Below are 23,849 nucleotides of genomic sequence, written 5' to 3'. Positions count from 1 at the left end.
GCGTTGAACGCGTCAGGCGAGCGTCAATGTCGCGCCGGCAACAAGGTATCGACGCCGTAGGCTTGGGCAAGACTGGCAAGGCCAGCAGGCAGATTGAGGATTTCGAACGCGGCACCGCGAGCCTGGGCGGCTCGCTGCCATGCGAGGAGCACCGCGAGCGCCGACGAATCGAACTGCGTGAGCGGCGCGCAATCGACGCCGCCCGCGCCCGCCGCGATCCGCTCGAGGCCCGCCGCGAGCGCGGCTTTGGCACTCGCGTGGGTCAGCGTCGCGCCGCTCGCGAAGCGATTGGCGACGGGGCTCAGCACTTCGCTCACGACTGTTTGCCCGCGGCGAGTTGCTGGTTGCGCTGCGTGAGGAACTGGATCAGCCCGTCCACGCCCTTCTGCTGGATCTGCTCGTTGAACTGCTGCTGATACGCCTGGATCAGCCACGCGCCGAGCACGTTGATGTCATACACGCGCCAGCCTTGGGGCGTCTTGTAGAGACGGTAGTCGAGTTCGATCGGCGAGCCGTTGTTCATCACGACCGAGCGAACCACCGTGTCGGTGTCGTCCGGGTTCATGCGGAACGGCTTGTACTGGATCTGCTGGTCGCGCACCTGAGCAAGCGCGCCCGAATACGTGCGGATCAGCAGCATCTTGAACTGCTCGACGACCTGATTCTGCTGCTCGGGCGTCGCGGTGCGCCAGTTGCGGCCCATCGCCAGTTGCGTGGTGCGGCGGAAATCCGTGTACGGCAGGATCTTCTGATTGACGAGCTGCGTGATATGCGAGATGTCGCCCTGCTGGATCGACTTGTCGGCGCGCACCGCGTCGATCACCTGCTGGGTGACCGTTTTGACGAGAACGTCCGGCGCACTGCTGTCGACGGTTTGTGCCGATGCACCAGCACTCATGAACGAGAACAGCGCAGCAAACAACGGAATGAGGAAGAATTTTTTCATATCGAGCCTTGCGTAAAAAAATAGTGCAACCGTTTGAGCCGACATTAACACGCGAGTTCAGCGGCAATCCATGCGCAAACTGCGAGAGTCGTATCGATCTGTTACGGCCACGCTGTCAGCGCAACTTGAGTGACGGGAAGTTGAACCGCGTGGGCGGAACAAGCTGGCCTGCCGGGATTTGTGTGGTTTCCGGGCCGCCGTTTACATCCAGCGGCGGGGCTTCCGCGCTGCCCGAAGCGGCCTGGGGTGCGGCGGCGCTGTTAGCCGTTCCGGTTCCCGAAGCGGCTTGCGCCGGCGTCGCAGCGCTTGCACCGGACGCGGCCGACGCCTTCGCGGCAGCACCGCTCGTTCCCGCAGCGCCCGCCGTGCCCGTCACCGCGCCTGCTGGCGCACCGGCGGCCGTGCCGTCGACGTCCTCGTATTTCGGCAGCGGCGCTTCGTCGCCATAGTTCGGCAACGCCTGCGACTGCTTGCCGTCTGACAGCAGATACTGACGCCGCTGCAAATACGCGTTACGCACGAACGAATACTTGTCGAGGGCGGCGCCTTCCAGCACGTCGCTTGCGTTCAGCAGATTCGCACGCGTATTGACGATGTTCAGGCCGTACAACGCCCAACTCAAACCCGCCGGGTCGACGTAGCTGAGCGGGTTTACATAGTAATTGCCGATGGAACCCACCGCGTCGCGCACCGTGCTCGGGCCAAACAGCGGCAGCACCAGATACGGACCTGCCGGCACGCCATAGTGGCCGAGCGTCAGACCCAGGTCGTTGTCGTGCTTGGGCAGCTTTGCGAGCGTCGCCACGTCGAACAGGCCGCCGACACCGAAGACCGTGTTGATCACGATCCGCATGATGTCCTGCACACCGTCGGTGATCTTCAATTGCAGCAGATTGTTTGCCGCGATATAGACGTCGCCGATGTTCGAGAAGAAGTTCGTCACGCTGTCGCGAACCGGCTGCGGCGTGATGAACACGTAACCCTTGGCGACCGGCTTCAGTGCGTATTGATCGAGCTTGTCGTTAACCGTGAAGATCGTGCGGTTCAAGCCTTCGAGCGGATCACCCTTGGTCGGCGTCTGAACCGTGGTGCAGCCGGCGAGCAGCGCGGCGGCGACGGCCAGTTTGGCCACCCGGAAGGCGCTCGCGCCCCCGGCGTGTAAGGTCTGCATTATTGTTCTCCTTATTGACCGGCCGAGCCGGAAGCGGGTAAAGCCGCCGCAGGCGCCGGCGCAGTTGCCGCCGATCCGGTGCCCGGCTTCGACGCGCCCGAATCAGCCGCTTTGCTATAGAGGAACTGCCCGATCAGGTTTTCCAGCACGATCGCCGATTGCGTCATCGAAATCGTGTCGCCGGCTTTGAGCATTTCCGAGTCGCCGCCCGGCTCGAGCCCAATGTATTGCTCGCCGAGCAGACCGGAGGTCAGAATCTTCGCCGACGTATCCTTCGGAAACTGGTACTGCTTGTCGATGTCGATCGTGACGACCGCCTGATAGGCGTTGCTGTCAAAACCGATCGAACCGACGCGGCCCACCGTGACACCCGCGCTCTTCACGGGCGCGCGCGCCTTCAATCCGCCGATATTGTCGAACTTGAGCTTGACCGGGTAGGTCGCCTGGAACGACAGCGAGCTCATGTTGCCCGCCTTCAGCGCGAGGAACAGCAACGCAATAAAACCCAGCACCACAAACAGGCCGACCCAGAAGTCGAGAGCAGTCTTTTTCATCGTCATCCCAAAGTGAATCTGCCGCGCCGCCGTTGATCACCGTTCATCACCATTGACCACCGTTGATCACCGTTATTGCGCCGCCGCGCGGCTAGTGACGCGCCGCAGCGGACAACGCGCAACGCAGTCTTAGCTGAACATCAGTGCGGTCAGCAGAAAATCGAGGCCGAGCACTGCGAGCGACGCGTACACGACGGTCTTCGTCGTGGCGCGCGACACGCCTTCCGGCGTCGGCTTGGCTTCATAGCCCTGAAAGAGCGCCACGAAGGTCACCGCGAGGCCGAACACCACGCTCTTGATGACACCCGCGCCCACATCGCGCCAGACATCCACGCCGCCTTGCATTTGCGACCAGAACGCCCCGGCATCCACGCCGATCAGCAACACGCCGACCACATAGCCGCCCGTCACGCCGACCGCGCTGAAGATCGCGGCGAGAATCGGCATCGAAATGATGCCGGCCCATAGGCGCGGCGCGACCACGACCTTAACCGGATCGACCGCCATCATTTCCATCGCAGTCAATTGCTCGCCCGCCTTCATCAGGCCGATTTCGGCCGTGAGCGACGTGCCTGCGCGGCCGGCGAACAGCAGCGCCGTGACCACCGGCCCCAGCTCGCGCACGAGCGACAGTGCGACCAGCAGCCCGAGCGCCTGCTCGGAGCCGTAGCGATTCAACGTGTAATAACCTTGCAAACCGAGCACGAAGCCGACGAACAACCCCGACACGGCAATGATCACCAGCGAATAATTACCTACGAAGTGGATCTGCTTCGTGACAAGACGCGGGCGGCGCAGCAACGGGAAAAACTCGAACAGCAGCCGGAAGAAAAAGCGCGTCGCATAGCCGGCGGTGCCGAGCCCGTCGAGCACCGAGCGGCCAACCGAACTGATCAGTGAACCGATCATGATTGACCTCCGCCGACGCCGAAGTCTGCCGCGAGCGGCGTCCTGCTCGGATAGTGAAATTTGAACGGGCCGTCTGGTGCGCCGTCGATGAACTGCCGCACGGTCGGGTCTGTCGACGCGCGCAGTTGCGCTGGCGTGCCTTCGGCGTGAACGCCGCCATTGGCAAGGAAATAGACGTAGTCGGCGATGGCGAACGATTCCGGCACATCGTGCGTAACCAGAATGGACGTTGCGCCGAGCGCCTGATTGAGCGCCCGGATCAGATTCGCCGTGATGCCGAGCGAGATCGGATCGAGGCCGGCGAACGGCTCGTCGTACATCATCAGTTCGGGGTCGAGGGCGATGGCGCGCGCCAGCGCCACACGCCGCGCCATGCCACCGGAAATCTCCGACGGCAGCAGGTCGCGCGCGCCGCGCAGGCCGACCGCGTTGAGCTTCATCAGCACGAGGTCGCGGATCAGTTCTTCGGGAAGCTCCGTGTGCTCGCGCAGTGCGAACGCAACGTTTTCGAACACCGACATGTCCGTGAACAGCGCGCCGAACTGGAACAGCATGCCCATCTTGCGGCGCAGCGCGTACAGCCCGTCACGCGTTTGCCCGCCGACGTCTTCGCCGTCGAGCAGAATCTGGCCGCGCTGCGCGCGCACCAGACCGCCGATCAGTCGCAGCACCGTGGTTTTGCCGCAGCCCGAGCCGCCCATGACCGCGACCACCTGGCCGCGTTTGAAGCGCAGGTTCAGGTTAGACAGGACGAGCCGGTCGCCGTAACCGAAGTCGACGTCGCGCAGCTCGAGTAAGGTCTCGGTAGGGGAAGACACTGACTGACAATCCTTTTACACGGAAGGCCGAATTATAGGGCCATCATGCAAAAGTTGCCGTGAGGTGCCCTGTCCCTTAACGAATCATGACGATTATTGCGTAAACGCTTGTTGCAGTGCGGAAACGGCGGCGGCAGGATCAGCCGCTTCCGTGACCGCGCGCACCACCGCCGCGCAACCGACGCCCGTCGACAGAACCTCGGGCAACACCTGCAAGTCGATTCCGCCGATTGCCACGAGCGGCACGACGCCGTCCAGCAGCCGCACATATCGCGCGAGACGCTTCAGGCCCTGCGGCGCCGTCGGCATCACCTTGGTCGTGGTCGGAAACACCGCGCCCAACGCGATGTAGCTGGGCCGGAAATGCAGCGCCTTCAGAATCTCGTAGAAACCGTGCGTTGACAGGCCGAGCCGAACGCCGGCCGCGGCCAGCGCCGACAGATCCGCCGTATGCACGTCTTCCTGGCCGAGATGCACGCCGTAGGCGCCTGCGTCGAGCGCGGCCTGCCAGTGGTCGTTGATGAAAACCTGCGCGGCGTGCTGGCGCCCGGCCGCCACGCAGCGGGCGATTTCACGCTGAAGCTCGTCTGCGGGATTGGCGGATTTGCGGCGCAACTGCACCGTTTTCACGCCAAAACCGACTACCCGCTCGACCCACTCCGCGCTCGGCAGCACCGGGTAGAGCCCGAGCCGCTCCGGACAGCGCGGGAACGCCTGCGCCGGCGCTTGCGCCAATCCGGCGAGGCGCGGGAAAGTCGCCAGATCGCAGGGGAATGAATCGCCGTCCGCGTTCGTCCGGGTTTCGTCGCCGTCGCGCCAGGCGAGCGCCAGCACGAGCGCGTCGTGCGGATCGAAACCGCAATCGAGAAACGCGGCGAGCGCGGGAATCCAGTCTTCCGCGAGATGCCCTTCAAGGCGGTACTTTTCGCCGCCCAGATGCAGCGTCGCCCTGTTCTCGGCGGCTTCCACCACCGCCGCGCCCCGCACGAGCCAGCGAGCTACCTGTTCACCGTGGCTCGCTGCGTCGGCGACGATAATCAGGTCGCCGCCGTTCGGCTCATCGGGCGCCGTCAGGCAGATGCGCCACGGCGCATGAGTAGGCGGCCAGTCGCCCAGGCGTGCACGGATGCGCTCCGTCGCTTCGGTGAGTTCGTCCGCGGGCGGCCAGAACAGGTCGCGGTTTTTCAAAGCCAGTGTCTGCGTCATGCGGCGCTCCCGTCCTGATGCCAGAACGGCATGCCGACCACCGGCGTGCTCGCGTGCGCACTTTCGCGCTCGGCCATCGGTCCTGCGAGGAAAGCCTGCCGGCCCGCGTCGACGCCCAGCGCGAAAGCGCGCGCCATCGCATCGGGATGCGTGGCCTGCGACACCGCAGTGTTCAGCAACACGCCGTCGAAGCCCCACTCCATCACCTGAGCCGCATGCGACGGCACGCCGAGTCCGGCGTCGACAATCAGCGGCACGTCCGGCAACCGCTCGCGCAGCACGCGCAAGCCATACGGATTGATGACGCCCTTGCCGGTGCCGATTGGCGCGCCCCACGGCATCAACGCTTCACAACCGGCGTCCAGCAGACGGCGGCCGATCACCAGATCTTCCGTGCAATACGGCAGCACCTTGAAGCCGTCCTTGACGAGCTTCGCGGCGGCTTCGATCAGACCGACCGGATCGGGCTGCAACGTGTAGTCGTCGCCGATCAGCTCGAGCTTGATCCACTCCGTTTCGAAGATTTCGCGCGCCATGTGCGCGGTGGCCACCGCCTCGCCGACGGTCAGGCAGCCGGCCGTGTTCGGCAGCAGCGGCACGCCGTGACGCTTGAGCAGATCGAAGAAGCCGGCTTCGGCGCCGCCTTCGTTCATCTGCCGGCGCAGCGCGACGGTTACCATGCCCGGTCGCGCGGCGTCGATCGAATCGGACAGCGATTGCAGCGACGGATAGCGCGACGTGCCGAGCAGCACGCGGCTTGCGAAGGGTTGGCCGTAGAGCGTGAGCGCGTCGGCGGCCTGCGGGGTAGTCATTTGCATGATCCTGGTCTCCGGCAATGCGTGGCGGCTTTATCCGCCGGCCACGGGTTGCACGACATCGAGCTTGTCGCCCGGCTGCAGTGCGCGCGCCGCATGCTGCGCGCGCGCGACGAAATCGCCGTTCAGCGCGACCGCGAACGGCGGACGCGCGCCGTATGCGGCGAGCGCATCGGCGACAGTCGCGCCTTCGGGCAGCGACAACGGCTTCTGGTTGATATGAATGTCCATGATGTTCGAATACGGTTCAGTCGATGGCTAAAGCACAAGCGGGCCAACCGCGCCGCGGAACGGTGCGGCGCTCATGCGGGCTCCCGTGCGCAACCGTGCTGGAAAAGCTCGCTCCAGCGCGCGCCGCGCTGCCAGTCCGCGAACGCGTCGGCGTCACCGATGCGCCCGTCCAGCAGCGCCGCCGCGAAACGCACGGCTTCGTCGGCGACTTCGGGCACGATCATGTAGCCGTGCCGGTAAAGTCCGTTCACACGTAATGTCTGCGAGCCGTCCCACAGCAACGCCGGCCGATGGTCGGGCAAAGTTGGACGGCACTGCGAATTCAGTTCCAGAATGCGCGCCTCGCCAAAGCCCGGATGCACCGAAAACGCCGCGCTCAAAAGTTCCAGCGCGGAACGCACGCTGACGGGCGACATGTCCTCGCCTTCCACTTCGGTCGCGCCGATTACGTAGACATCGTCCTGCTTCGGCGCGATATAGAGCGGATAACGCGGATGCAGCAGCCGCACTGGCCGTGTCAGATTGATTCCGGGCGCATGCACGCGGGCGACTTCGCCGCGAATGCCGCGCAGCGTCGGCAGTACGGGCTTCGCGCCGAGGCCCCGGCAGTCGATCGTGACGCGCGCAGGCGGCAGCGCGCTATCGCTCACTGGCGTGTTCCAGTGCGTTTGAACGCCGCGTTGCTCAAGACCCGCCGCGAGCGCGCGAAGCACCTGGCGGTTATCCAGCTGACCCTCGCGCGGCAGCAGCCAGCCCTGATTGAAGCGTCCCGCCAGCGCGGGCTCAGCCGCGCCAAGCTGTGCGCCGGCCAGCGTGACGAAGCCACCGTCCAGCAGTTCGGCCGGCGCGTTCGAGCGCACGCGCCTTTCAAACAGCGGCGCCTCCGTGCGATCCGCGTGATGCCAGACCACAAGCGTGCCATTGCGCTGAAAGAACACCGGCTCGGGCAGTTCGGCCAGCACTTGCGGCCAGGTATCGAGCGAGGTCGCGCCCAATCGCGTGATTAGAAGTTCGGCACTGGCAGCTTCGGCGAGCGGCGCCAGCATCGCAGCGGCGACCCACGCGGCGGCTTGCGAACCGGCAGCGTCACCACGCTCATAAAGCGCCACGCGATGCCCTTCGCCGGCAAGCCGCCACGCGACGAGACGCCCACACAGGCCGCCGCCGAGCACCGCGAAATCGGGTTGTGTGGCGCGGCTCATCGTGCGCGCTCCGATTCGATGCGACGGGCAATAGCAAACCAGCTCACGCCGGCGGCGACGTGACAAGGAGCAAAAAACATAACTGAAGAATAGGCGGTCATCGAGTCCTTTCCGTACGGCCAAAAAGAAGCGCGTACCCAGGACGAAACCGGCGGGCAAGGCCGGCCAGGCAAATGCGTGCTCCAATGAAGAACGCCGCCCGGCGGGGAATGGAAGACTGGCTGCTTCCGGAAACTTCCCGCGCCGGTATTACCCGGATCGGGTGCAAAGGGTCTCTCTCAGCCTCGCTGCCGCAGCGTGAAAATCACGCCGCTCAAGTGCGAAGCACCCCTGTTTCGTCGAAGGTCATTAGACCATAAAAGGCACGGCGCTCGCAAACGAGCGGCGCGTCGCATCGCACGCGCCTTGATCCGGCACCGCGTTTGATGTCGCCGCTATCGCCGGCACGGCGCTCTGGCACAATGCCAGCAGAGATGGCGCTGAACGCGGCATCGCGCGAGGTGGGAGCGGTGAAAGCTTGCGGCGACGCCTGCGGAACATCTGCCGCGTGATCCCCGGCAAAACCCGCGCCGATAATTAATTTTCGCTTAAGGGCTTCGCGCGAGAATCACCAACCGCCCCGGCAACCGCCCCGGCGGGCGGCCGCAAGCGCCCCGCCTGGACATACACCCATACTCGCGATGGACCGGCCTGCGTGGGTCGGCCCGAATGGAACAGAACTCCTCAGGACGCTCATGTCAATGAATACCTCTGTCAGCCCCGCGCTGCCACCCGACGAGAAAGTCTCCGCATGGAGTCTGATCAAACCTTATTGGGTGTCGGAAGAACGGAAGATAGCGTGGGCGCTGCTCGTCGCGATCATCGTGATGAACCTGCTCGTCGTGTGGATCAACGTCCGGCTCAACCGCTGGAGCGCGGACTTCTACAACGCGCTGCAAACCAAGAACGTGCGCGACTTCCCGCATCTGCTGATGGTGTTCTCGGGCCTCGCGTTCGGCTACATCATTCTCGCGGTGTACGGGCGCTATATGCGGCAGATGCTCGGCTTCCGCTGGCGTCAGTGGCTGACCACGCGGTATCTGAACGAGTGGCTGCATGACAGCGCGTTCTACCGGATCGAGCGTGACCGTCTCGCCGACAACCCCGACCAGCGGATCAGCGACGACCTGCAATCGTTCGCCACCACCACGCTTTCGCTCACGCTCGACCTGCTGTCCACGGTCGTCACGCTGGTGTCGTTCATCACGATACTGTGGTCGCTCGCCGGCGCGCTGACCATCACGCTCGGCGGCGTACCCTTGCACATCCCCGGTTATATGGTGTGGGCGGCGGCGCTCTACGCGGTGATCGGATCGTTCCTCATCCAGAAAGTCGGCCACCCGCTCGTGCCGATCAACTATCAGGCGCAGAAAGTGGAGGCGGATTTCCGTTTCGGTCTGATCCGTCTACGTGAAAACGCCGAGCAGATCGCGTTCTACAACGGCATGGACACGGAAAAGAAGAACGCACACACGCTGTTCGGCCGAATCCGCGACAACTGGTGGCAAGTGATGAAGTACACGCGGCGGCTCACCTTCGTGTCGGCCTTCTATGGTCAGATCGCGATCATCTTTCCGATCGTGGTCGCAGCGCCGCGCTACTTCGCGGGCGCCTTCACGTTCGGCGTGCTGATGCAGATTTCAAGCGCATTCGGTACGGTCAGCGATTCGTTCTCCTGGTTCATCAACAGTTACACGAGCCTCGTGGAGTGGCGCGCGACCGTGAACCGGTTGCGCGAATTCAAGCGCATCGTGCACGCGCCGCGCCTGAAGGAATCGGTGTCGCCCGCCACCGCGCACGGCGGCATCAACCTGCATTTCGTCGATGCCGACAGGCTCTCCACCGACGGCCTCAAGCTCGCGTTGCCGAACGGCAGCCCGCTGTCGCGCATACGCGATATCGCAATCGAACCCGGCTCGCGTTGGCTCGTGCGTGGCGCTTCCGGCTCGGGCAAGAGCACGCTGATGCGCGCGCTCGCCGGCCTCTGGCCATTCGGCGACGGCTCCATCGACGCGCCGGTGAACGCGCGCATCATGTTCATTCCGCAGGTCAGCTACATGCCGATCGGCACGCTGAAAGCGGCGCTCACGTATCCGTCGGCGGCCGACACTTATAGCGACGACGAATGCCGAGAGGCGCTCGTCACCTGCCATCTGTCGCACTACGCGGACCGCTTGCAGGAACCGGGGCACTGGACGCGCATTCTCTCGCCGGGCGAGCAACAGCGCCTCGCCGCCGCGCGTGTGTTGCTGCATAAGCCCGACTACCTGTTCCTCGACGAAGCGACGAGCGCGCTCGACGCCGAGAACGAAGCGCGTCTGTATCGCCTGTTCACCGAGCGCTTGCCGAAGGCGGCGATTGTCAGCGTCGCGCATCGCGAATCGCTTGCTGCGTTCCATGACGAGACGCTCGAGGTCGAGCGCGCAGGCGAAGCGGTCGCGGCATGAATTCCGACAGCGACGTCGACGGCGGAAACAACGCGGCTTTCGAGCGCGTCGTGCTTATTACCGGCGCTGGCTCGGGCATCGGCGCGGCGCTGGCACGGCGGCTGACCGCTCCGCTGACGACGGCCGCTCCACCAACCGCCGCCGTACCAACGGCCGCTCTCCCAACGGCCGCTCCCCTCGGCGCTCCGCGCATTGCGCTGATGCTGCACGCACGCGGCGCGGAACAGGAGTCGCGTGAACGCCTCAGGCAAGTTGCCGCCGAGTGCAGCGCGAACGGCGCGGCTTGCGCGACCGTGTTCGGCGACCTCGCCGAGCGAGGCGCGGCGGAACATGTCGTGCATCAAACGCTCGCAAGCTTTGGCGCACTCGATCAACTGGTCGCCAACGCGGGCCACGCGCAACGCCAAACGCTCCAGACACTCGATCCCGACACGCTAAGCGCGGCGTTCGCCGCGATGCCCGCCGCGTTTGCAGCGCTTGTCAAACGCGCCACGCCCGCATTGGAAACATCGAAGCGTGGCCGCGTTGTCGCGCTCAGTTCGTTCGTCGCACATCGGTATCGCGCCGACGCGCCGTTTGCCGCCACCGCGGCGGTCAAGGCGGCGCTCGAATCGCTGGCGAAAACCGCGGCCGCCGAACTCGCGCCGCATGGCGTGACCGTCAATTGCGTCGCGCCCGGCTATACGCGCAAAGACCGCGGGCCGAGCGCCGACAACGCCGCGCTCTGGACACACGCCGCCGAGTCGACGCCGCTTGGCCATATCGCCGAACCTGCGGATGTGGCCGCGCTGATTGCGTTTCTGCTTTCCGACGAAGCGCGTCACATCACCGGCCAGGTGATTCACGTCGACGGCGGATTGACGCTGGGTTGAACAACGGAGCTCAACTACGGGAGCTCAACTACGCAGCTCAGTTGCCAAGTTCAACCACCAAGTCGAACAACGCGCCGGCACAACCGCCCTGAGCAACGAAGCTGGCGCATCGGCTCCGCACAGCGGCAACATCCGGAAACGCCCGAGAACAGTTCGAAAGCATTTGCGAAGCGGGCAAGCTTTTCCGCCCTTTGAAAAGAGACCAGAACAGCGACGATAGTCGTGCGCGCCGTCTCTGCGGCCCGCATGCCATCCACTGCTAACGGACTCTTTGCTCATGTCACTCGATCGCCGCTCTCTTCATCGGACTCACCGCCTTGCGCTTGCTCTCGGCGCTGCCATGCTGCTCGCGAGCGCCGCGCACGCAGCACAAACCACACCGCCGAACGAGCCGGCCGACCTGTGCCCCGCGCTCAAGCACATCGTCGAGGCTTCCGACTTCAAGCAACTGCACACGCAGCCGGCCGCACAACTGCCGGGCGTCGCAAGCGCCGAAGATTGCCGCTCGAACGCGCACGCGTACGATTGCCACTGGCGCGCGCACTGGCAGGCCGACGGTGTCGTCAACGATCCGCTGGAAGAAATCGGCGCCGACATCGCCGCCTGTTTCCCGAACGTCGTGCACGACGTCAATACGCCGACGCGCCAGCACTTCATCGTCATGACCGCCGAGCGCCGCGTCAACGTGACCGCCAGCGTGCAAGGGCAAAACGAACTGCGCCTGCGCGTCACGCGCTAAGCGTCGCGGCCATGCGCTTGTCGTCGTATTGCGTCGCATACCGTTGATCTCTTGCCTGCTTTCATCGTCACCTGGCTCTGCTTCATGACCTTCCTGCCTGGCACCCACCCTAACGCTTTCACGCGAGCCCCTCGGGCGGCCTGGGTCATGTTGCGGCGGCCGAGCGCACGGCTTGTCGCCTGCACGGCGCTGACCGTGGGACTGAACGGCTGCGCGTGGACGCTAATCCAGGCAGCCGACGCCACCGGCTCCGTGATCCAGGCCGGCTACGCGATTGCCGCGAACTATTCGTCGCCGACCTTCGTGAACGGCCGTCCCGCGGATGTGCGTCACGTTTGCATCGAAGTGAATCAGACGGTGTCGGTCGGTGATTTCGTGCCGGCGCTGCAACTCGCGCTGGATCGCCGCGGCATTCGTTCGGACGTCTACAATCCGGGCACGTCGCCCGCGGGCTGCGAGGCGCGCCTCGTCTACAACGCGGCGATCGATTACGGCCGCCGCTCGTTCAGCGACGAGTCGATCCAGTATCTGTCGATCATCGATTTGACGCTCGTGCAGAACGGCCGCATTCTCGTCACCGCGCGCTATCAGACGGGCGGCCTGAACACCGACCGTTTCTCTTCGGCATCGACCAAGCTGAACGGACTCATCGACAGGATGGTGGTCGATCAGACCGATTTCGGCCGCCAGACGCAGCGGACGATCCAAACCTCGCAAGTCAATTGAAACGGGCGCTCATTGCTTTCTCTTACACGCGAAAGTATTGGAAAGCGTCAGCCGCTTTGCTGCGTCCGCGCGGATCACTAAGATGGTCTGAATGAACCAATCCATTCTGGTCGTCGACGACGACCCCGTCGTACGCGAGCTCGTCACCCAGTATCTCGAAGGGCGCGGCTTTAAGGTCGCCACGCTCGAACATGGCATGGCGCTTCAGCGCAAGCTTCAGGAAGAGCGCCCTGCACTGGTCGTGCTCGACATCATGATGCCCGAGCTCGACGGCATCAGCGCGCTGCGCGCGTTGCGCGTTGCTGGCGACGATATTCCCGTGATCCTTCTCACCGCGCGCGCGGATCCGATCGACCGTGTGATCGGCCTCGAACTGGGCGCCGACGATTACCTCGGCAAGCCGTTCGAACCGAGCGAACTGGTGGCGCGAATTCGCACGGTGCTGCGCCGTCGCGGTTCGATTGCGCCGAGCGCGCCGGAACAACGCGCGCCGTATCGCTTTGGCCGCTTCGAAGTCAACTTCCCGGCGCGCGAATTGCGCCGGGACGGTGAGCGCATCACGCTGCGTTCGAGCGAATTCGCCATGCTGAAAGTGTTCGTCACGCACGCAATGACGGTGCTGACGCGCGCGCAGTTGCTGGAAAAACTGCACGGCAACAGCGAGGCGCATCGCAACCGTAGTCTGGATGTGTCGATCTGGCGTTTGCGCCGGCTGATCGAGGTCGATCCGTCCGAACCGCGCTACGTGCAAACGGTGTGGGGACGCGGCTATGTGTTCGTGCCGGACGGCGAGATCGGCGCGGCGGAGCGCGGCCCGGCCACCGTTTCACAGTAAGCGCGGCAAGGGCTGCGGCAATACGCGGCCCAACGCACACAGGAGGCAGACACGGCGCGATGTATTGCGCCGCATCCGCGTCAGAAAGTCAGCACGCTCAGAAACATCCGCTGCAGCCAACCCACGGTCGTGGCATCGGAGATCATGCCCACGCCCGCCTGTTCGATGCGTGCATTCGCGACCTTACTCGACGCCACGTAGTTGCCTGCTTCGATATCCTTAGGATTGACGACGCCCGACAAGCGCAGACGGTCGCGGTTGCCGCTCATCGAGATAATCTTTTCACCGGACACGACGAGGTTGCCCGTGGGCATCGTGCCGATCACCGTGACAGCGAGTGTGCCGTTCATGCCGCTTGTGTCGGTGAGGCTGCCTTGGCCTTTGAATTCCGTGCTTGCCGAGCCGACGTTGAAAAGCCTCGCGAGCCGGGCGGCGGCACCGCTCGAATGATCGGCGGCATCCGCGGTGATGCTACTTGCGCGGCTCGCCGCTGCCGTCGAGCTGTTGTTGCCGCTATACGACTCCGAGAGACGAATCGTGAGCACGTCGCCGATATGCTGGGCGCGCGGCGTCTCGTAGAGCACCATCAGCGTGCCCGCCTGGTAGATCGCGCCCTGCGTGTTGACGTTCAGTGGGGCGGACACCAGCGGTGGCGCCATCGGCGTTTCGACGATCGATTTCTGTCCGCCGGCGCAAGCCGATAAGCCGGCCATCGCGCACATCGCGACGGAAAAACGTAGCGTAGCCATTGTTTTGCTCCCTGGCCTGATCGGCCTCATCTTCAAGCGCATTGGCCGTAATGGCCGCATAGCGCATCAACCGGCTTCCGCATCGCTCGCCTGCCACTGCCGCACGACGGACTTGACCCACGCGTCGGAACCCTTCAGCAGGTACGTCAGCGTGCCGTTGCGAGTGCCCGGCAGAAAACACAATGTGATCGAACTGACCGCGTTTTCCCATACGTAGACGGGCAACGCGCCAGGCGCCGAGACGTTCTGCGTCGCGTGACGCGGCGGGCCGTAGCGCTCCGCGAGCGCATCGCGCAAGTCCTCGGCGGTGACTTCGTCGATCACGAAGGAAATCTCGTAGAGACGCAGCGGGCTTTGTCCTCCGCTTTGTCCCCCGCTTTGCCGTTCAGTACGCGCAAAGCGCAGCACGTGCTCAGCCGCCGGCGCGCCGTCGACGACCGCTTGCGACAACGCCCAGCCGTTGTCGCCGCGATGCGCCCAGCGGCACGCGACCGTCAGGCTCTCGTGCGACTTGAGCCGCATGCCGAGCGCGCCTGCCTGCACGTCGGTCTCGCACACCGGCACGCTGCCGACTGGTGTCGCGCGCACCTTCGAGCCGGCGCGGAATTCGTCGAGTGTGATGCCAAGCGCAATGCCGCGGAAGGCGAACGGTGTGTCCTGCGCGCGCCGCCGTACGTCGGGCAAACCGTCTTTCGATGCGGGAGCGGCCGCGCTCGGTTCGCGCGCCACCGCCGGCAACGCCGGCACGGTTAGCGAAAGCGCGCTGCAAACGAGCGCCAACGTGCAGGCAATCCGTGTGGGTGTCATGATTCAGTCGATTGCGGATGAACACATGTCGAACGGGCTGGCCGCTGCATGGCCGACGACCGGGATGATTTTCAGCGTGGCTGAAGTCAGCCGGCAGGGCAGCGCGGCAACGGCGCAGCCGCCGAGCGGCAGCAACGCCGCGCCAAGCGCGAGCCATGCAGCGGCGCGGGTAAAACGCTCAAGGATTCTCGGGGTCGACACGTGGGCCTCGGTAGGTCAGGCCGTCGTGTTGACGTGATGGCCGACGAGGCCCGCGGGCATCGACGGCTGCGGCTGGGTCGCGGAGCCCTTGGCTTGCGCGGTGCTGCCGGCATTTGCGGAAGTGCCAGTAGACGCCGGCTTTTCCGTCGCTTTGGTAGGCGCCACCGGAGAAAAGCGTGTGGAATTAAGGTTGGTTGGAACGGTCATGATGAGCCTCGCATGGTTTGGCGGAATATCGGTCTCGCGCCGCCTATGCCGGGGCCCAGGCGTTGGGCTCTTCCGGCGTGCGGCGCAACGTATTGCAGGACGAATCATCCCGCCGCCGTGACCGTTGCGATGCACGAAGAAAAGCGCGCTTTTCAGCGGTTCTTACGACCGGTTTCGAGTGATTTCCATTGCTTCCCGTTGCGCGCGATTTGTTTCCGGAAAGCGGCTCGCGGTATGAAAAATTCGACGTCATGCACGGCGTTGTGACTGCATCGCCCTGGCCGCGTTGCATCGCGTTGCCAATCGCATTGCCAACCGCATTGCCAACCGCATTGCCAAATATGGCCGTGCTGAAATATGCTGCGAGCCTTCAGTGACGGGCGTTACGCGCAAACGCGCCAAACCCACGCGGCGCCGGGTAAGCATTCGTAAGAAAACAGTCGGCCGCGCGTCGCGCGCGTCAGTCTAGAATTTCGCCATGAATCCACAGGTCCTTATCGTCGACGACGATCCGGTCGTACGCGATCTGCTTTGCAAGTTCTTGCAGTCGAACGGCTTCGACGCGTCCGTGCTGCATGACGGCACCCATCTCCAGCGCCGGCTCGAGCGCGAACGGCCGTCGGTTGTCGTGCTCGACATCATGATGCCGAACACCGACGGCCTGCGCGCGCTCACCGCGCTGCGCGCCGCGGGCGACGACATTCCGGTGATCTTCGTCACGGCGCGCGGCACGGTAGCCGACCGCATCGTCGGGCTTTCGCTCGGCGCCGACGACTATCTGACCAAGCCGTTCGATCCGCGCGAACTGCTGGCGCGCATCCACACAGTTCTGCGCCGGCGCGGCCCGTCGACCACGAGCGCGCCCGAAGCCCGCAAGCCTTACAAGTTCGGCCCGTTCGAACTGGATTTCGCCACGCGCTCTCTGTCGCGTGCTGACTCCAGGCTTCCGTTGCGCGACAGTGAGTTCGCGCTCCTGAAGATCTTCGTCAACAATCCGTATAAGGTGCTGTCGCGCGTGCTGATTCACGATCTCGTGCACCGCGACAACCTCGCATTCCGCGACCGCAGCCTCGACGTGCCGATCTGGCGGCTGCGCCGCGTGATCGAGGACGATCCGTCCAATCCGTGCTACGTGCAAACGGTGCGCGGCAAAGGCTACGTGTTCGTGCCCGATGCGGACGGCACACCGTTCTCCGAAGAGGCTGCCTCGAACGCATGAGAAACCCGCTGAACACGCTATTCGGCAGAATGGCGTTGCTTTCGACGGCGGTGCTCCTGGCGATTCAGGCCGGCTGGTTCGTACTGGTGGTGATGCAGCCGCCGCGTCATGAAATCGACGGCTTTGCGCGCGGCATCGTGCTGGTCCTGCAAGCCATCAACGGTGAGCCGATCAAGGGCGCCGCGCTCGCGCCCGCCATGCGCGTGCATCTCGTTCCAACCTGGAACATGCCGCCGAATATCCATCTGCACGAACCGACGGAACATCTCGTCGTCGAATTGGCGCAACACCTGCGTCAAAATCTTCCGCCCGGCACCAGGATTGCCGTCGACGACCTGCGTCCGCCGCAACTGTGGGTGCTGTTTCCGGGCAAGTCGAACTGGGTGGTGCTGCCGGTCGATCTTCCGCCGCCGCCGCGCTTTCTGATCGAATCCATTTCGATGCTGGCGGCCGCGCTGATCCTGTCGCTGTTCGCGGTCTGGCAGATGCAGCGCCCGCTGTCGCGCGTCGCCGACGCCGCGCGCGCGTTCGGTTCGGGCGGGCGGCCGGAGCCCGTGACGGTGCAAGGCCCGCGCGAACTGCGCGATCTGATCGGCTCGTTCAACGACATGATGCGGCGCCTGAACGAAGCGGGCGACGATCAGGCCGTCATGCTCGCCGGCGTCGCGCACGACCTGAAAGCGCCGCTCACGCGCATGAAGTTGCGCGCGAGTGTGCTGGTAGCGGAAAGCGAGCGTGCGGGCTTGATACGCGACGTGGATTCGCTAACGAACATCGTCCAGCAGTTTCTCGAATTCGCCGGCCAATCCGCCGACGCAGGGCCTCCGGTCGAAGTCGACGAGTTCCTGCGCGAACAGTTTTCCGCCAGCGACAGCATCGCCGAAAATACCGACGGCGCCAGCAGTACGGAAGACGCGCCGCTCTTCGCGCTCGATTTGCGCGCGGGCCCGTCGTTCACGCTGCCGCGCACGCTGCTCGACCGGCTCGTCACGAACCTTGTGGATAACGCTTTGGAACACGGTGCGCCACCCGTTGATATCGCCACCGCGCGCAACGACGGCCATTGGGTCATTCGCGTGCGGGACCACGGCGCGGGCATCCCCGACGAGCGCATTGCCGCGGCAATGAAGCCATTCGTGCGGCTCGACGCCGCGCGCGGCGGCGAAGGCCATTGCGGCCTCGGCCTCGCGATCGTCGCGCGGCTTGCGCATGATCGCGGCGGACGTTGCGAGGTACGCAATCACGCGCAAGGCGGTCTGGAAGTGTGTATCGAACTGCCGGTTGTGTCGGGGGCGGCGTCGACATAGGACGCCGGCTGCAACCGTGAACTAGCGGGCGCCGCACATGCGCTTACGTCACCTTACCGGATCGTCTGTCGCATGGCCGGCGGCCTTATAGTCGCCCCCGGCAACCTCGATGCCGCCCTTCTCAGTCCGCCCGCTTATCCGGGGCGGATCTTTTTTGCCCGCGGTTTTGTTGTCCGCGGCTCTTGCCGGCTCTGTCGCCGCGCCGTTCGCACGCCGCTCAGATGACGAGCCGGCTACGCAAGCTCTCGATAGCGGACTCCGACACGCCAAGGCCTTCGGTCAGATAGCGCGTCATCGTGCCGTAGCTTGCCTGCACCTGATCGAAGCCCGCTTGCAGAAAGCTCTCCTGAACGCCGAGCAAGGGCTCCTGGATCGCGGCGAGCGCATCGCCGTCCTGCGCGCGCAAGGTTTCCTTCTGCGACCTGATGGCTTGAGCACGATAGACGTTGCTCAGCAGGTAGTCCTGCATGATGACGTCAAGCGGCACGTTCGCAATGCTCTGCAACAGCGCCGCGACCCAACCGGCGCGATCCTTACCGGCGTTGGAATGGAAGAGCTGCGCGCCCGCGCCATCCGCCAGGTCGCGCAGCAACGCGCCGAAGTTCGCTCGCTGCGCGCCGCCGGTCACATAGCCTCGAGCCTGCGACTCCATGAACGCCGCTGCGTCGGCCGCCGAATTCAAAGCGGGGGCGACGAAGTCGCGGACGCCAAGAACATTCAAGGTCTGCGATACCGAGCCGCGCGGCAGGATATCGGCCGTGCGCTCGATCTCGCCGGGCGTGCGCAAATCGTAGATGCCGGCAATGCCGAGTCTCTCGATCTCCATCTGATCCGCCACGCTGAGCGCGAGCACGTTCGCGCGAAAGAACGCGCCGCGGCGCATCGTCTTGCCGTCGACGGTCGGATAGCCCGCGGCAGCGCCAGCGACATCGCGAAAATTGTCGACCGATGCCAGTCGCGGCGTCTGGCCCTGCTCGTTATCGAGGTTACCGCCGCCGCACGCGGAAAGCAGCGAACTGCTCACGCCGGACACCAGCAGAACACTGGCCGAGCGCTTCAGGAACGTCCGGCGCGACGGGCATGCCGCAGGTACGTGAGCGGGCACGGCCGTGCGCGCAAAATGGCGGCGAGGTGCCGGGCAGGTTTTCGCGGTGGCGGACATTAGGCGATTAGACGTAGCGGGCGCGAGCGTGAGTAAATAAAGTGCAGTCTATGCGCTGCGCGCGCAGTGTAACGGTGTTCAATATTTTTTTGGTTACGGCGTATTAGTTCGTAAGCAAACGCTCGCGTGGCCTTTCCCCGGCCAACGCGCGTTAGCCCGTATGCCGGTTGGAATCAGGCGGCGAAATCGATTTCTCACGCATTTCGTCAGTTATCGGCCGCTTACTTTTCGCTGCCAATGCTTGTTGCCAATGTTGCTGCCAATTTTGACCACGCATGGCCGCATCATGCCTCGTCCCCGTAGAATAGAAATACCTCCCACAAGCCGCCGGCACACAAAAAACTTGGAGAACACAACAAAACATGCCCTCTCTCCAATGGTTCACCGAACTGACGCAGCGGGAACGCCGCACCCTGTACGCCGGTTTCGGCGGCTATGCCGTCGACGCGTTCGATTTCATGATCTACTCGTTTCTCATTCCGACGCTGATCGCGACGTGGGGCATGACGAAAAGCGAAGCGGGCATGATCGCCACCAGTTCGCTGATCTCGTCGGCGCTCGGCGGCTGGCTCGCCGGCATTCTGGCCGATCGGTATGGCCGCATCCGCGTGCTCCAGTGGACGATCGCGACGTTCGCGCTATTCACGTTTCTGTCGGGCTTCACGCATTCGTTCTGGCAGTTGCTCGCCACGCGCACACTGCAGGGAATCGGCTTCGGCGGTGAATGGTCTGTCGTGACGATCATGATGGCAGAGACGATCCGCTCGCCGCAGCATCGCGCGAAAGCTGTGGGCACGGTGCAAAGCAGCTGGTCGTTCGGCTGGGCGGCAGCGGCCATCATCTACTGGGCGTTTTTTGCGTTGCTGCCGGAACAATATGCGTGGCGCGCGTGCTTCTGGATCGGCCTGCTGCCGGCGGCCTGGATCATCTATATTCGCCGCAACGTCAGCGACCCCGATATCTATCTGGAGACGCGCCGTGCGCGCGAGAGCGGCTTTGAAACCGCGCACTTCCTGCAGATTTTCTCAGGGCCGCATTTGCGCACCACGCTGCTGGGCAGCGCGTTGTGCACCGGCATGCTGGGCGGCTATTACGCGATCACCACGTGGTTGCCCACCTATCTGAAGACCGTGCGTCATCTGTCCGTGTTCAACACGAGCGGCTATCTGATCGTGCTGATTGTCGGCTCGTTTACCGGCTATATCGTCGGCGCGATTTTGTGCGACAAGATCGGGCGGCGCGCGTCGTTCATTCTGTTCGCGGTCGGTTCGTTCGTGCTCGGCATGGTCTACACGATGCTGCCTATCACCGACGGCATGATGCTCGCGCTCGGGTTTCCGCTCGGCATTGTCGTACAAGGTATTTTTGCGGGCGTGGGCGCGTACCTGTCCGAGCTTTATCCGAACGCCATTCGTGGCTCGGGGCAAGGTTTCTGCTACAACCTTGGACGCGGCTTCGGCTCGTTTTTTCCGATTCTCGTCGGTACGCTTTCGCAGGGCATGTCGCTCGTGAAGGCAATGGGCATCGTCGCCGGCGCGGGTTATCTGCTCGTGATCGTCGCCGCGCTGTGCCTGCCCGAAACGAAGGGCAAGGTGCTCGGCACGGCCAATCCTGCCGCCTGACATCGCTGCTGATCTTTGCCGTATAAGCACATGAAAACGATTGTTCTGGGGGGCGGCGTGATCGGCGTCGCCACTGCTTTCTACCTGCGCCAGCAAGGCTGCGAGGTCACGCTGATCGAGCGCGAACCGGACGTCGCGCTCGCCACGAGTTTCGGCAACGCGGGCGTGATCGCGCCCGGCTACGTGACGCCGTGGGCCGCGCCGGGCATGCCAGCCAAGATCCTCAAGTATCTGTTCAAGCCGGCTTCGCCACTGATCTTCCGTCCGACCTTCGACCCGGCTCAATGGCGCTGGATCGCGCGCTGGCTGCGCGAATGCGACCTCGAACGTTTTCGCGTCAACAAGCAGCGGATGCAGCGTATCGCCTACTACAGCCGCGAATGCCTGCACGAATTCCGTAGCCATCATCCGTTCGACTACGGGCGCAGCCAAGGCTATCTGCAACTCTTTCGCAGCGAGTACGACGCCGAACTCGCGCAACCGGCGCTGGCTGTGCTGCGCGACGCGGGCATCGCGTATCGGGAAGTGAGCGCCGCGCAATGCGTCGATATCGAGCCCGGCTTGCGCTGGGCGCGCGTCACTCCGCTGTCGGGCATTCATCTTCCCGACGACGAAGCCGGCGACTGCGCGCGCTTCACTCGCGAACTGCGCGCGATCTGCGAGCGCAACGGGGTTCGGTTTCGCTTCGACACTCGCGTGACATCGCTCGATGTGCAAGGCGGTGCGGTGCGCGGCGTGCGTGTCCAAAGTGAAAGCGGTGGGGAACAGGGCGGTGCAAACGTCGGTGCAAACGCCGGCGGGCGCAGCGGCGAGACCGTGCCGGCGGATAGCGTCGTGGTGGCGCTGGGCGTCGACAGTGCGGCACTCCTTGCGCCGCTCGGCGTGAAGGTGCCGCTCTATCCGGTGAAGGGCTATTCGGCGACGCTGCCCGTCATCGACGATGAAAAGGCCCCGCGCGCCGCACTCATGGACGAGTCGCTGAAGACAGCGATCACGCGCTTCGGCAACAACCTGCGGGTGGCGGGCACGGCGGAACTGGGCAATCGCCAGGCCACATTGCGCGAGCAGGCCTTGCAGACGCTGATGAAAGTGCTGGGCGACTGGTTTCCGCACGCCGCCGCGCCGAGGTCGGCGCATTTCTGGGTGGGCCGCCGCCCGATGACGCCCGACGGCGCGCCATTGCTCGGACCGTCTGGCATCGACAATGTGTGGCTCAATCTCGGCCACGGCTCGACAGGCTGGGCGATGTCGATGGGCTCGGCGCGCGTGGTCGCCGATCTGGTCACGCAGCGCAAGCCGGAAATCGATCTCGACGGGCTGACGCTGGCGCGTTATGGAAAGTAACGTTGCGAACTAAGTGTCAGGAAACGCACGTTAAAAAGCCGGGTCACCCTCTCGGGCGCCCGGCTCTGTTTTTACCGCTTTGTGTACCGCCTCGGTGTGCCGCTTACCGCTTACCCGGCACGCCGTCGTCTCCACCTCTTCCCGCAAGCATTAGCCGGCTTGGCGCTACGAACTACAGTTGCCGCAGACCGGCAGCGACGATTAGCGCGGCAGGTCCGAACGGCCCATCAGGAAAGCGTCGACCGAACGCGCACACTGACGGCCTTCGCGGATTGCCCACACCACCAGCGACTGGCCGCGACGCATATCGCCGGCAGTGAACACCTTGTCCACCGACGTGTAGTACGCCTTGTCGCCTTCGGTCGAGGCACGCACGTTGCCGCGCGCATCCTTGTCGACGCCGAACGCTTCGAGCACCGGCGACACCGGCTGCGTGAAGCCCATCGCGAGCAGTACGAGATCGGCCTTCATTTCGAATTCCGAGCCCGGCACTTCCTGCATCTTGCCGTCCTTCCATTCGACGCGCGCCGCGATCAGCTTCTCGACCTTGCCGTTCTTGCCTTCGAGGCGCTTGGTGGCGACAGCCCAATCGCGCGAGCAGCCTTCGTCATGCGAGGACGACGTGCGCAGCTTGATCGGCCAGTACGGCCACACGAGCGGCTTGTTCTCTTCTTCCGGCGGCTGCGGCAGCAGTTCGAATTGCGTAACGCTCTTCGCGCCGTGACGGTTCGACGTGCCCACGCAGTCCGAACCGGTGTCGCCGCCGCCGATCACGACCACGTGCTTGCCCTTCGCGAGCAACTGGTTCGCGACCTTGTCGCCGGCATTCACCTTGTTCTGCTGCGGCAGGAATTCCATCGCGTAATGGATGCCTTCGAGCTCACGGCCCGGCACCGGCAGATCGCGCGGCGTTTCCGAACCGCCCGCGATCACGACCGCGTCGAAGTCTTCCTTCAACTGGTCCGGCGTGACAGTTTCCTTCGCCGTGTTGCCAATGTAAGGCGGCAGCGAATCGGGCTTGCCGACGAACACGTTCGCGCGGAACGTCACGCCTTCTGCCTCCATCTGGCGCATGCGGCGATCGATCAGCCACTTTTCCAGCTTGAAGTCGGGAATGCCGTAACGCAGCAGGCCGCCGATGCGGTCGTTCTTCTCGAACACCGTCACATCGTGGCCGGCGCGCGCGAGTTGCTGCGCGACCGCGAGACCGGCGGGGCCGGAGCCGATCACCGCAACCTTCTTGCCGGTCTTGTGCTTCGGCGGCTGCGGCGCGACCCAGCCTTCGGCCCATGCCTTGTCGATGATCGCGTGTTCGAGCGACTTGATGCCGACCGGATCGTCGTTGATGCCGAGCGTGCATGCCGCTTCACACGGTGCCGGACAGATGCGGCCCGTGAACTCCGGGAAGTTGTTCGTGGAGTGCAGCACTTCAATCGCGTTCTTCCAGTCCTGATGGAACACCAGGTCGTTGAAGTCCGGAATGATGTTGTTCACCGGGCAGCCGTTGTTGCAGAACGGAATGCCGCAGTCCATGCAACGTGCGCCTTGAATTTTCGCTTCGTCGTCGGTGAGTGCCGCGACGAATTCCTTGTAGTGCTTCACACGCGTGAGCGGAGCTTCGTACGCCTCGTGGCGGCGCTCGAACTCGAGAAAACCGGTTGCCTTGCCCATGTGGTTCTCTTCTCTATCTGTATCTAGGGGGTGATCTGAACCCGCCGCGC

25 protein-coding genes and 1 riboswitch are annotated in these 23,849 nt (G+C 64.3%); of the genes, 9 read left to right on the top strand and 16 right to left on the bottom strand.

Annotation, left to right across the window (positions count from 1 at the left end; translation table 11 throughout):
* Positions 1-23: 23 nt before the first annotated feature.
* The 10 genes from F759_RS0114135 to F759_RS0114090 all read right to left on the bottom strand — a co-directional run bounded on the left by F759_RS0114135 (position 24) and on the right by F759_RS0114090 (position 7,852).
* A complete protein-coding gene (locus F759_RS0114135) occupies positions 24-317 on the bottom strand; it encodes an STAS domain-containing protein (RefSeq protein WP_027800419.1) in 294 nt (97 codons plus the stop codon).
* Entirely contained in the window at positions 314-946 is a 633-nt protein-coding gene (locus F759_RS0114130; RefSeq protein ID WP_027800418.1) for an MlaC/ttg2D family ABC transporter substrate-binding protein, read from the bottom strand. The genes F759_RS0114135 and F759_RS0114130 overlap by 4 nt, the downstream gene beginning before the upstream one ends.
* A gap of 115 nt (positions 947-1,061) precedes the next feature.
* The gene (locus F759_RS0114125) at positions 1,062-2,117 is read right to left on the bottom strand and encodes an MlaA family lipoprotein (protein WP_027800417.1); all 1,056 of its coding nucleotides are present in this window, start codon (positions 2,115-2,117) and stop codon (positions 1,062-1,064) included.
* A gap of 11 nt (positions 2,118-2,128) precedes the next feature.
* Entirely contained in the window at positions 2,129-2,671 is a 543-nt protein-coding gene (gene mlaD, locus F759_RS0114120) for an outer membrane lipid asymmetry maintenance protein MlaD (protein WP_027800416.1), read from the bottom strand.
* A gap of 129 nt (positions 2,672-2,800) precedes the next feature.
* Positions 2,801-3,568, bottom strand: a complete 768-nt coding sequence (gene mlaE / locus F759_RS0114115; RefSeq protein WP_027800415.1) for a lipid asymmetry maintenance ABC transporter permease subunit MlaE — start codon at positions 3,566-3,568, stop codon at positions 2,801-2,803.
* An 8-nt stretch (positions 3,569-3,576) separates the two neighbouring features.
* Positions 3,577-4,398, bottom strand: coding sequence for an ABC transporter ATP-binding protein (locus tag F759_RS0114110; protein WP_027800414.1), 822 nt, complete (start codon positions 4,396-4,398; stop codon positions 3,577-3,579).
* Positions 4,399-4,491: 93 nt separating this feature from the next.
* Positions 4,492-5,604 (bottom strand): thiamine phosphate synthase, encoded by a 1,113-nt coding sequence (gene thiE / locus F759_RS40865; protein ID WP_084534262.1) that lies wholly within the window; start codon positions 5,602-5,604, stop codon positions 4,492-4,494.
* Positions 5,601-6,416, bottom strand: a complete 816-nt coding sequence (locus tag F759_RS0114100) for a thiazole synthase (protein ID WP_027800413.1) — start codon at positions 6,414-6,416, stop codon at positions 5,601-5,603. Before F759_RS0114100 ends, thiE begins: the two co-directional genes overlap by 4 nt.
* Before the next feature lie 36 nt (positions 6,417-6,452).
* The gene (gene thiS / locus F759_RS0114095; protein WP_020070630.1) at positions 6,453-6,650 is read right to left on the bottom strand and encodes a sulfur carrier protein ThiS; all 198 of its coding nucleotides are present in this window, start codon (positions 6,648-6,650) and stop codon (positions 6,453-6,455) included.
* Positions 6,651-6,721: 71 nt separating this feature from the next.
* Positions 6,722-7,852 carry an FAD-dependent oxidoreductase gene (locus tag F759_RS0114090; RefSeq protein WP_027800412.1) on the bottom strand — a complete coding sequence of 377 codons (1,131 nt, stop codon included), beginning with the start codon at positions 7,850-7,852 and terminating at the stop codon, positions 6,722-6,724.
* 218 nt (positions 7,853-8,070) lie between these two features.
* Positions 8,071-8,194: riboswitch (TPP riboswitch) on the bottom strand.
* A gap of 392 nt (positions 8,195-8,586) precedes the next feature.
* On the opposite strand from F759_RS0114090, the gene F759_RS0114080 reads away from it, so the two are divergent.
* The 5 genes from F759_RS0114080 to F759_RS0114060 all read left to right on the top strand — a co-directional run bounded on the left by F759_RS0114080 (position 8,587) and on the right by F759_RS0114060 (position 13,510).
* Positions 8,587-10,338, top strand: a complete 1,752-nt coding sequence (locus tag F759_RS0114080) for an ABC transporter ATP-binding protein/permease (protein WP_036024376.1) — start codon at positions 8,587-8,589, stop codon at positions 10,336-10,338.
* Entirely contained in the window at positions 10,335-11,210 is an 876-nt protein-coding gene (locus F759_RS0114075; protein ID WP_027800410.1) for an SDR family NAD(P)-dependent oxidoreductase, read from the top strand. The genes F759_RS0114080 and F759_RS0114075 overlap by 4 nt, the downstream gene beginning before the upstream one ends.
* A gap of 277 nt (positions 11,211-11,487) precedes the next feature.
* The gene (locus F759_RS0114070) at positions 11,488-11,949 is read left to right on the top strand and encodes a hypothetical protein (RefSeq protein ID WP_027800409.1); all 462 of its coding nucleotides are present in this window, start codon (positions 11,488-11,490) and stop codon (positions 11,947-11,949) included.
* Positions 11,950-12,096: 147 nt separating this feature from the next.
* Positions 12,097-12,675: a hypothetical protein gene (locus F759_RS0114065; protein ID WP_152530637.1), complete on the top strand. Its 579-nt coding sequence runs from the start codon at positions 12,097-12,099 to the stop codon at positions 12,673-12,675.
* Positions 12,676-12,766: 91 nt separating this feature from the next.
* On the top strand, positions 12,767-13,510 hold the full coding sequence (locus F759_RS0114060; protein ID WP_027800407.1) for a response regulator: 744 nt from the start codon (positions 12,767-12,769) through the stop codon (positions 13,508-13,510).
* An 80-nt stretch (positions 13,511-13,590) separates the two neighbouring features.
* Here F759_RS0114060 and F759_RS0114055 read toward each other — a convergent pair whose 3' ends face one another.
* The 4 genes from F759_RS0114055 to F759_RS40855 form a co-directional block, all read right to left on the bottom strand.
* Complete coding sequence (locus tag F759_RS0114055) at positions 13,591-14,259, bottom strand: flagellar basal body L-ring protein FlgH (protein WP_027800406.1); 669 nt, start codon at positions 14,257-14,259, stop codon at positions 13,591-13,593.
* A 66-nt stretch (positions 14,260-14,325) separates the two neighbouring features.
* Positions 14,326-15,066, bottom strand: a complete 741-nt coding sequence (locus F759_RS0114050) for a hypothetical protein (protein ID WP_027800405.1) — start codon at positions 15,064-15,066, stop codon at positions 14,326-14,328.
* Between the two features lie 3 nt (positions 15,067-15,069).
* Positions 15,070-15,267, bottom strand: a complete 198-nt coding sequence (locus tag F759_RS40860) for a DUF6726 family protein (RefSeq protein ID WP_084534261.1) — start codon at positions 15,265-15,267, stop codon at positions 15,070-15,072.
* A gap of 15 nt (positions 15,268-15,282) precedes the next feature.
* A complete protein-coding gene (locus F759_RS40855; RefSeq protein WP_084534260.1) occupies positions 15,283-15,474 on the bottom strand; it encodes a hypothetical protein in 192 nt (63 codons plus the stop codon).
* 478 nt (positions 15,475-15,952) lie between these two features.
* On the opposite strand from F759_RS40855, the gene F759_RS0114035 reads away from it, so the two are divergent.
* Complete coding sequence (locus F759_RS0114035; RefSeq protein WP_027800402.1) at positions 15,953-16,693, top strand: response regulator; 741 nt, start codon at positions 15,953-15,955, stop codon at positions 16,691-16,693.
* Positions 16,690-18,000 (top strand): ATP-binding protein, encoded by a 1,311-nt coding sequence (locus F759_RS0114030; protein ID WP_027800401.1) that lies wholly within the window; start codon positions 16,690-16,692, stop codon positions 17,998-18,000. Before F759_RS0114035 ends, F759_RS0114030 begins: the two co-directional genes overlap by 4 nt.
* Positions 18,001-18,217: 217 nt before the next feature.
* On the opposite strand, the gene F759_RS0114025 is transcribed toward F759_RS0114030, so the two are convergent.
* On the bottom strand, positions 18,218-19,162 hold the full coding sequence (locus tag F759_RS0114025; RefSeq protein WP_027800400.1) for a tyrosine-protein phosphatase: 945 nt from the start codon (positions 19,160-19,162) through the stop codon (positions 18,218-18,220).
* Between the two features lie 362 nt (positions 19,163-19,524).
* Between F759_RS0114025 and F759_RS0114020 the strand changes: the two genes are divergently transcribed.
* Both F759_RS0114020 and F759_RS0114015 read left to right on the top strand, forming a co-directional pair.
* Positions 19,525-20,784 carry an MFS transporter gene (locus F759_RS0114020; RefSeq protein ID WP_027800399.1) on the top strand — a complete coding sequence of 420 codons (1,260 nt, stop codon included), beginning with the start codon at positions 19,525-19,527 and terminating at the stop codon, positions 20,782-20,784.
* A 30-nt stretch (positions 20,785-20,814) separates the two neighbouring features.
* Entirely contained in the window at positions 20,815-22,128 is a 1,314-nt protein-coding gene (locus tag F759_RS0114015) for a D-amino acid dehydrogenase (RefSeq protein ID WP_027800398.1), read from the top strand.
* Between the two features lie 201 nt (positions 22,129-22,329).
* On the opposite strand, the gene F759_RS0114010 is transcribed toward F759_RS0114015, so the two are convergent.
* Positions 22,330-23,799, bottom strand: coding sequence for a glutamate synthase subunit beta (locus F759_RS0114010; RefSeq protein ID WP_027800397.1), 1,470 nt, complete (start codon positions 23,797-23,799; stop codon positions 22,330-22,332).
* Between the last annotated feature and the right edge of the window lie 50 nt (positions 23,800-23,849).

This window comes from Paraburkholderia dilworthii, from assembly GCF_000472525.1.
GTDB lineage: Bacteria > Pseudomonadota > Gammaproteobacteria > Burkholderiales > Burkholderiaceae > Paraburkholderia > Paraburkholderia dilworthii.
The sequence above is the reverse complement of the archived record's forward strand: the minus strand, read 5'-3'. Positions and strand labels throughout refer to the sequence as shown.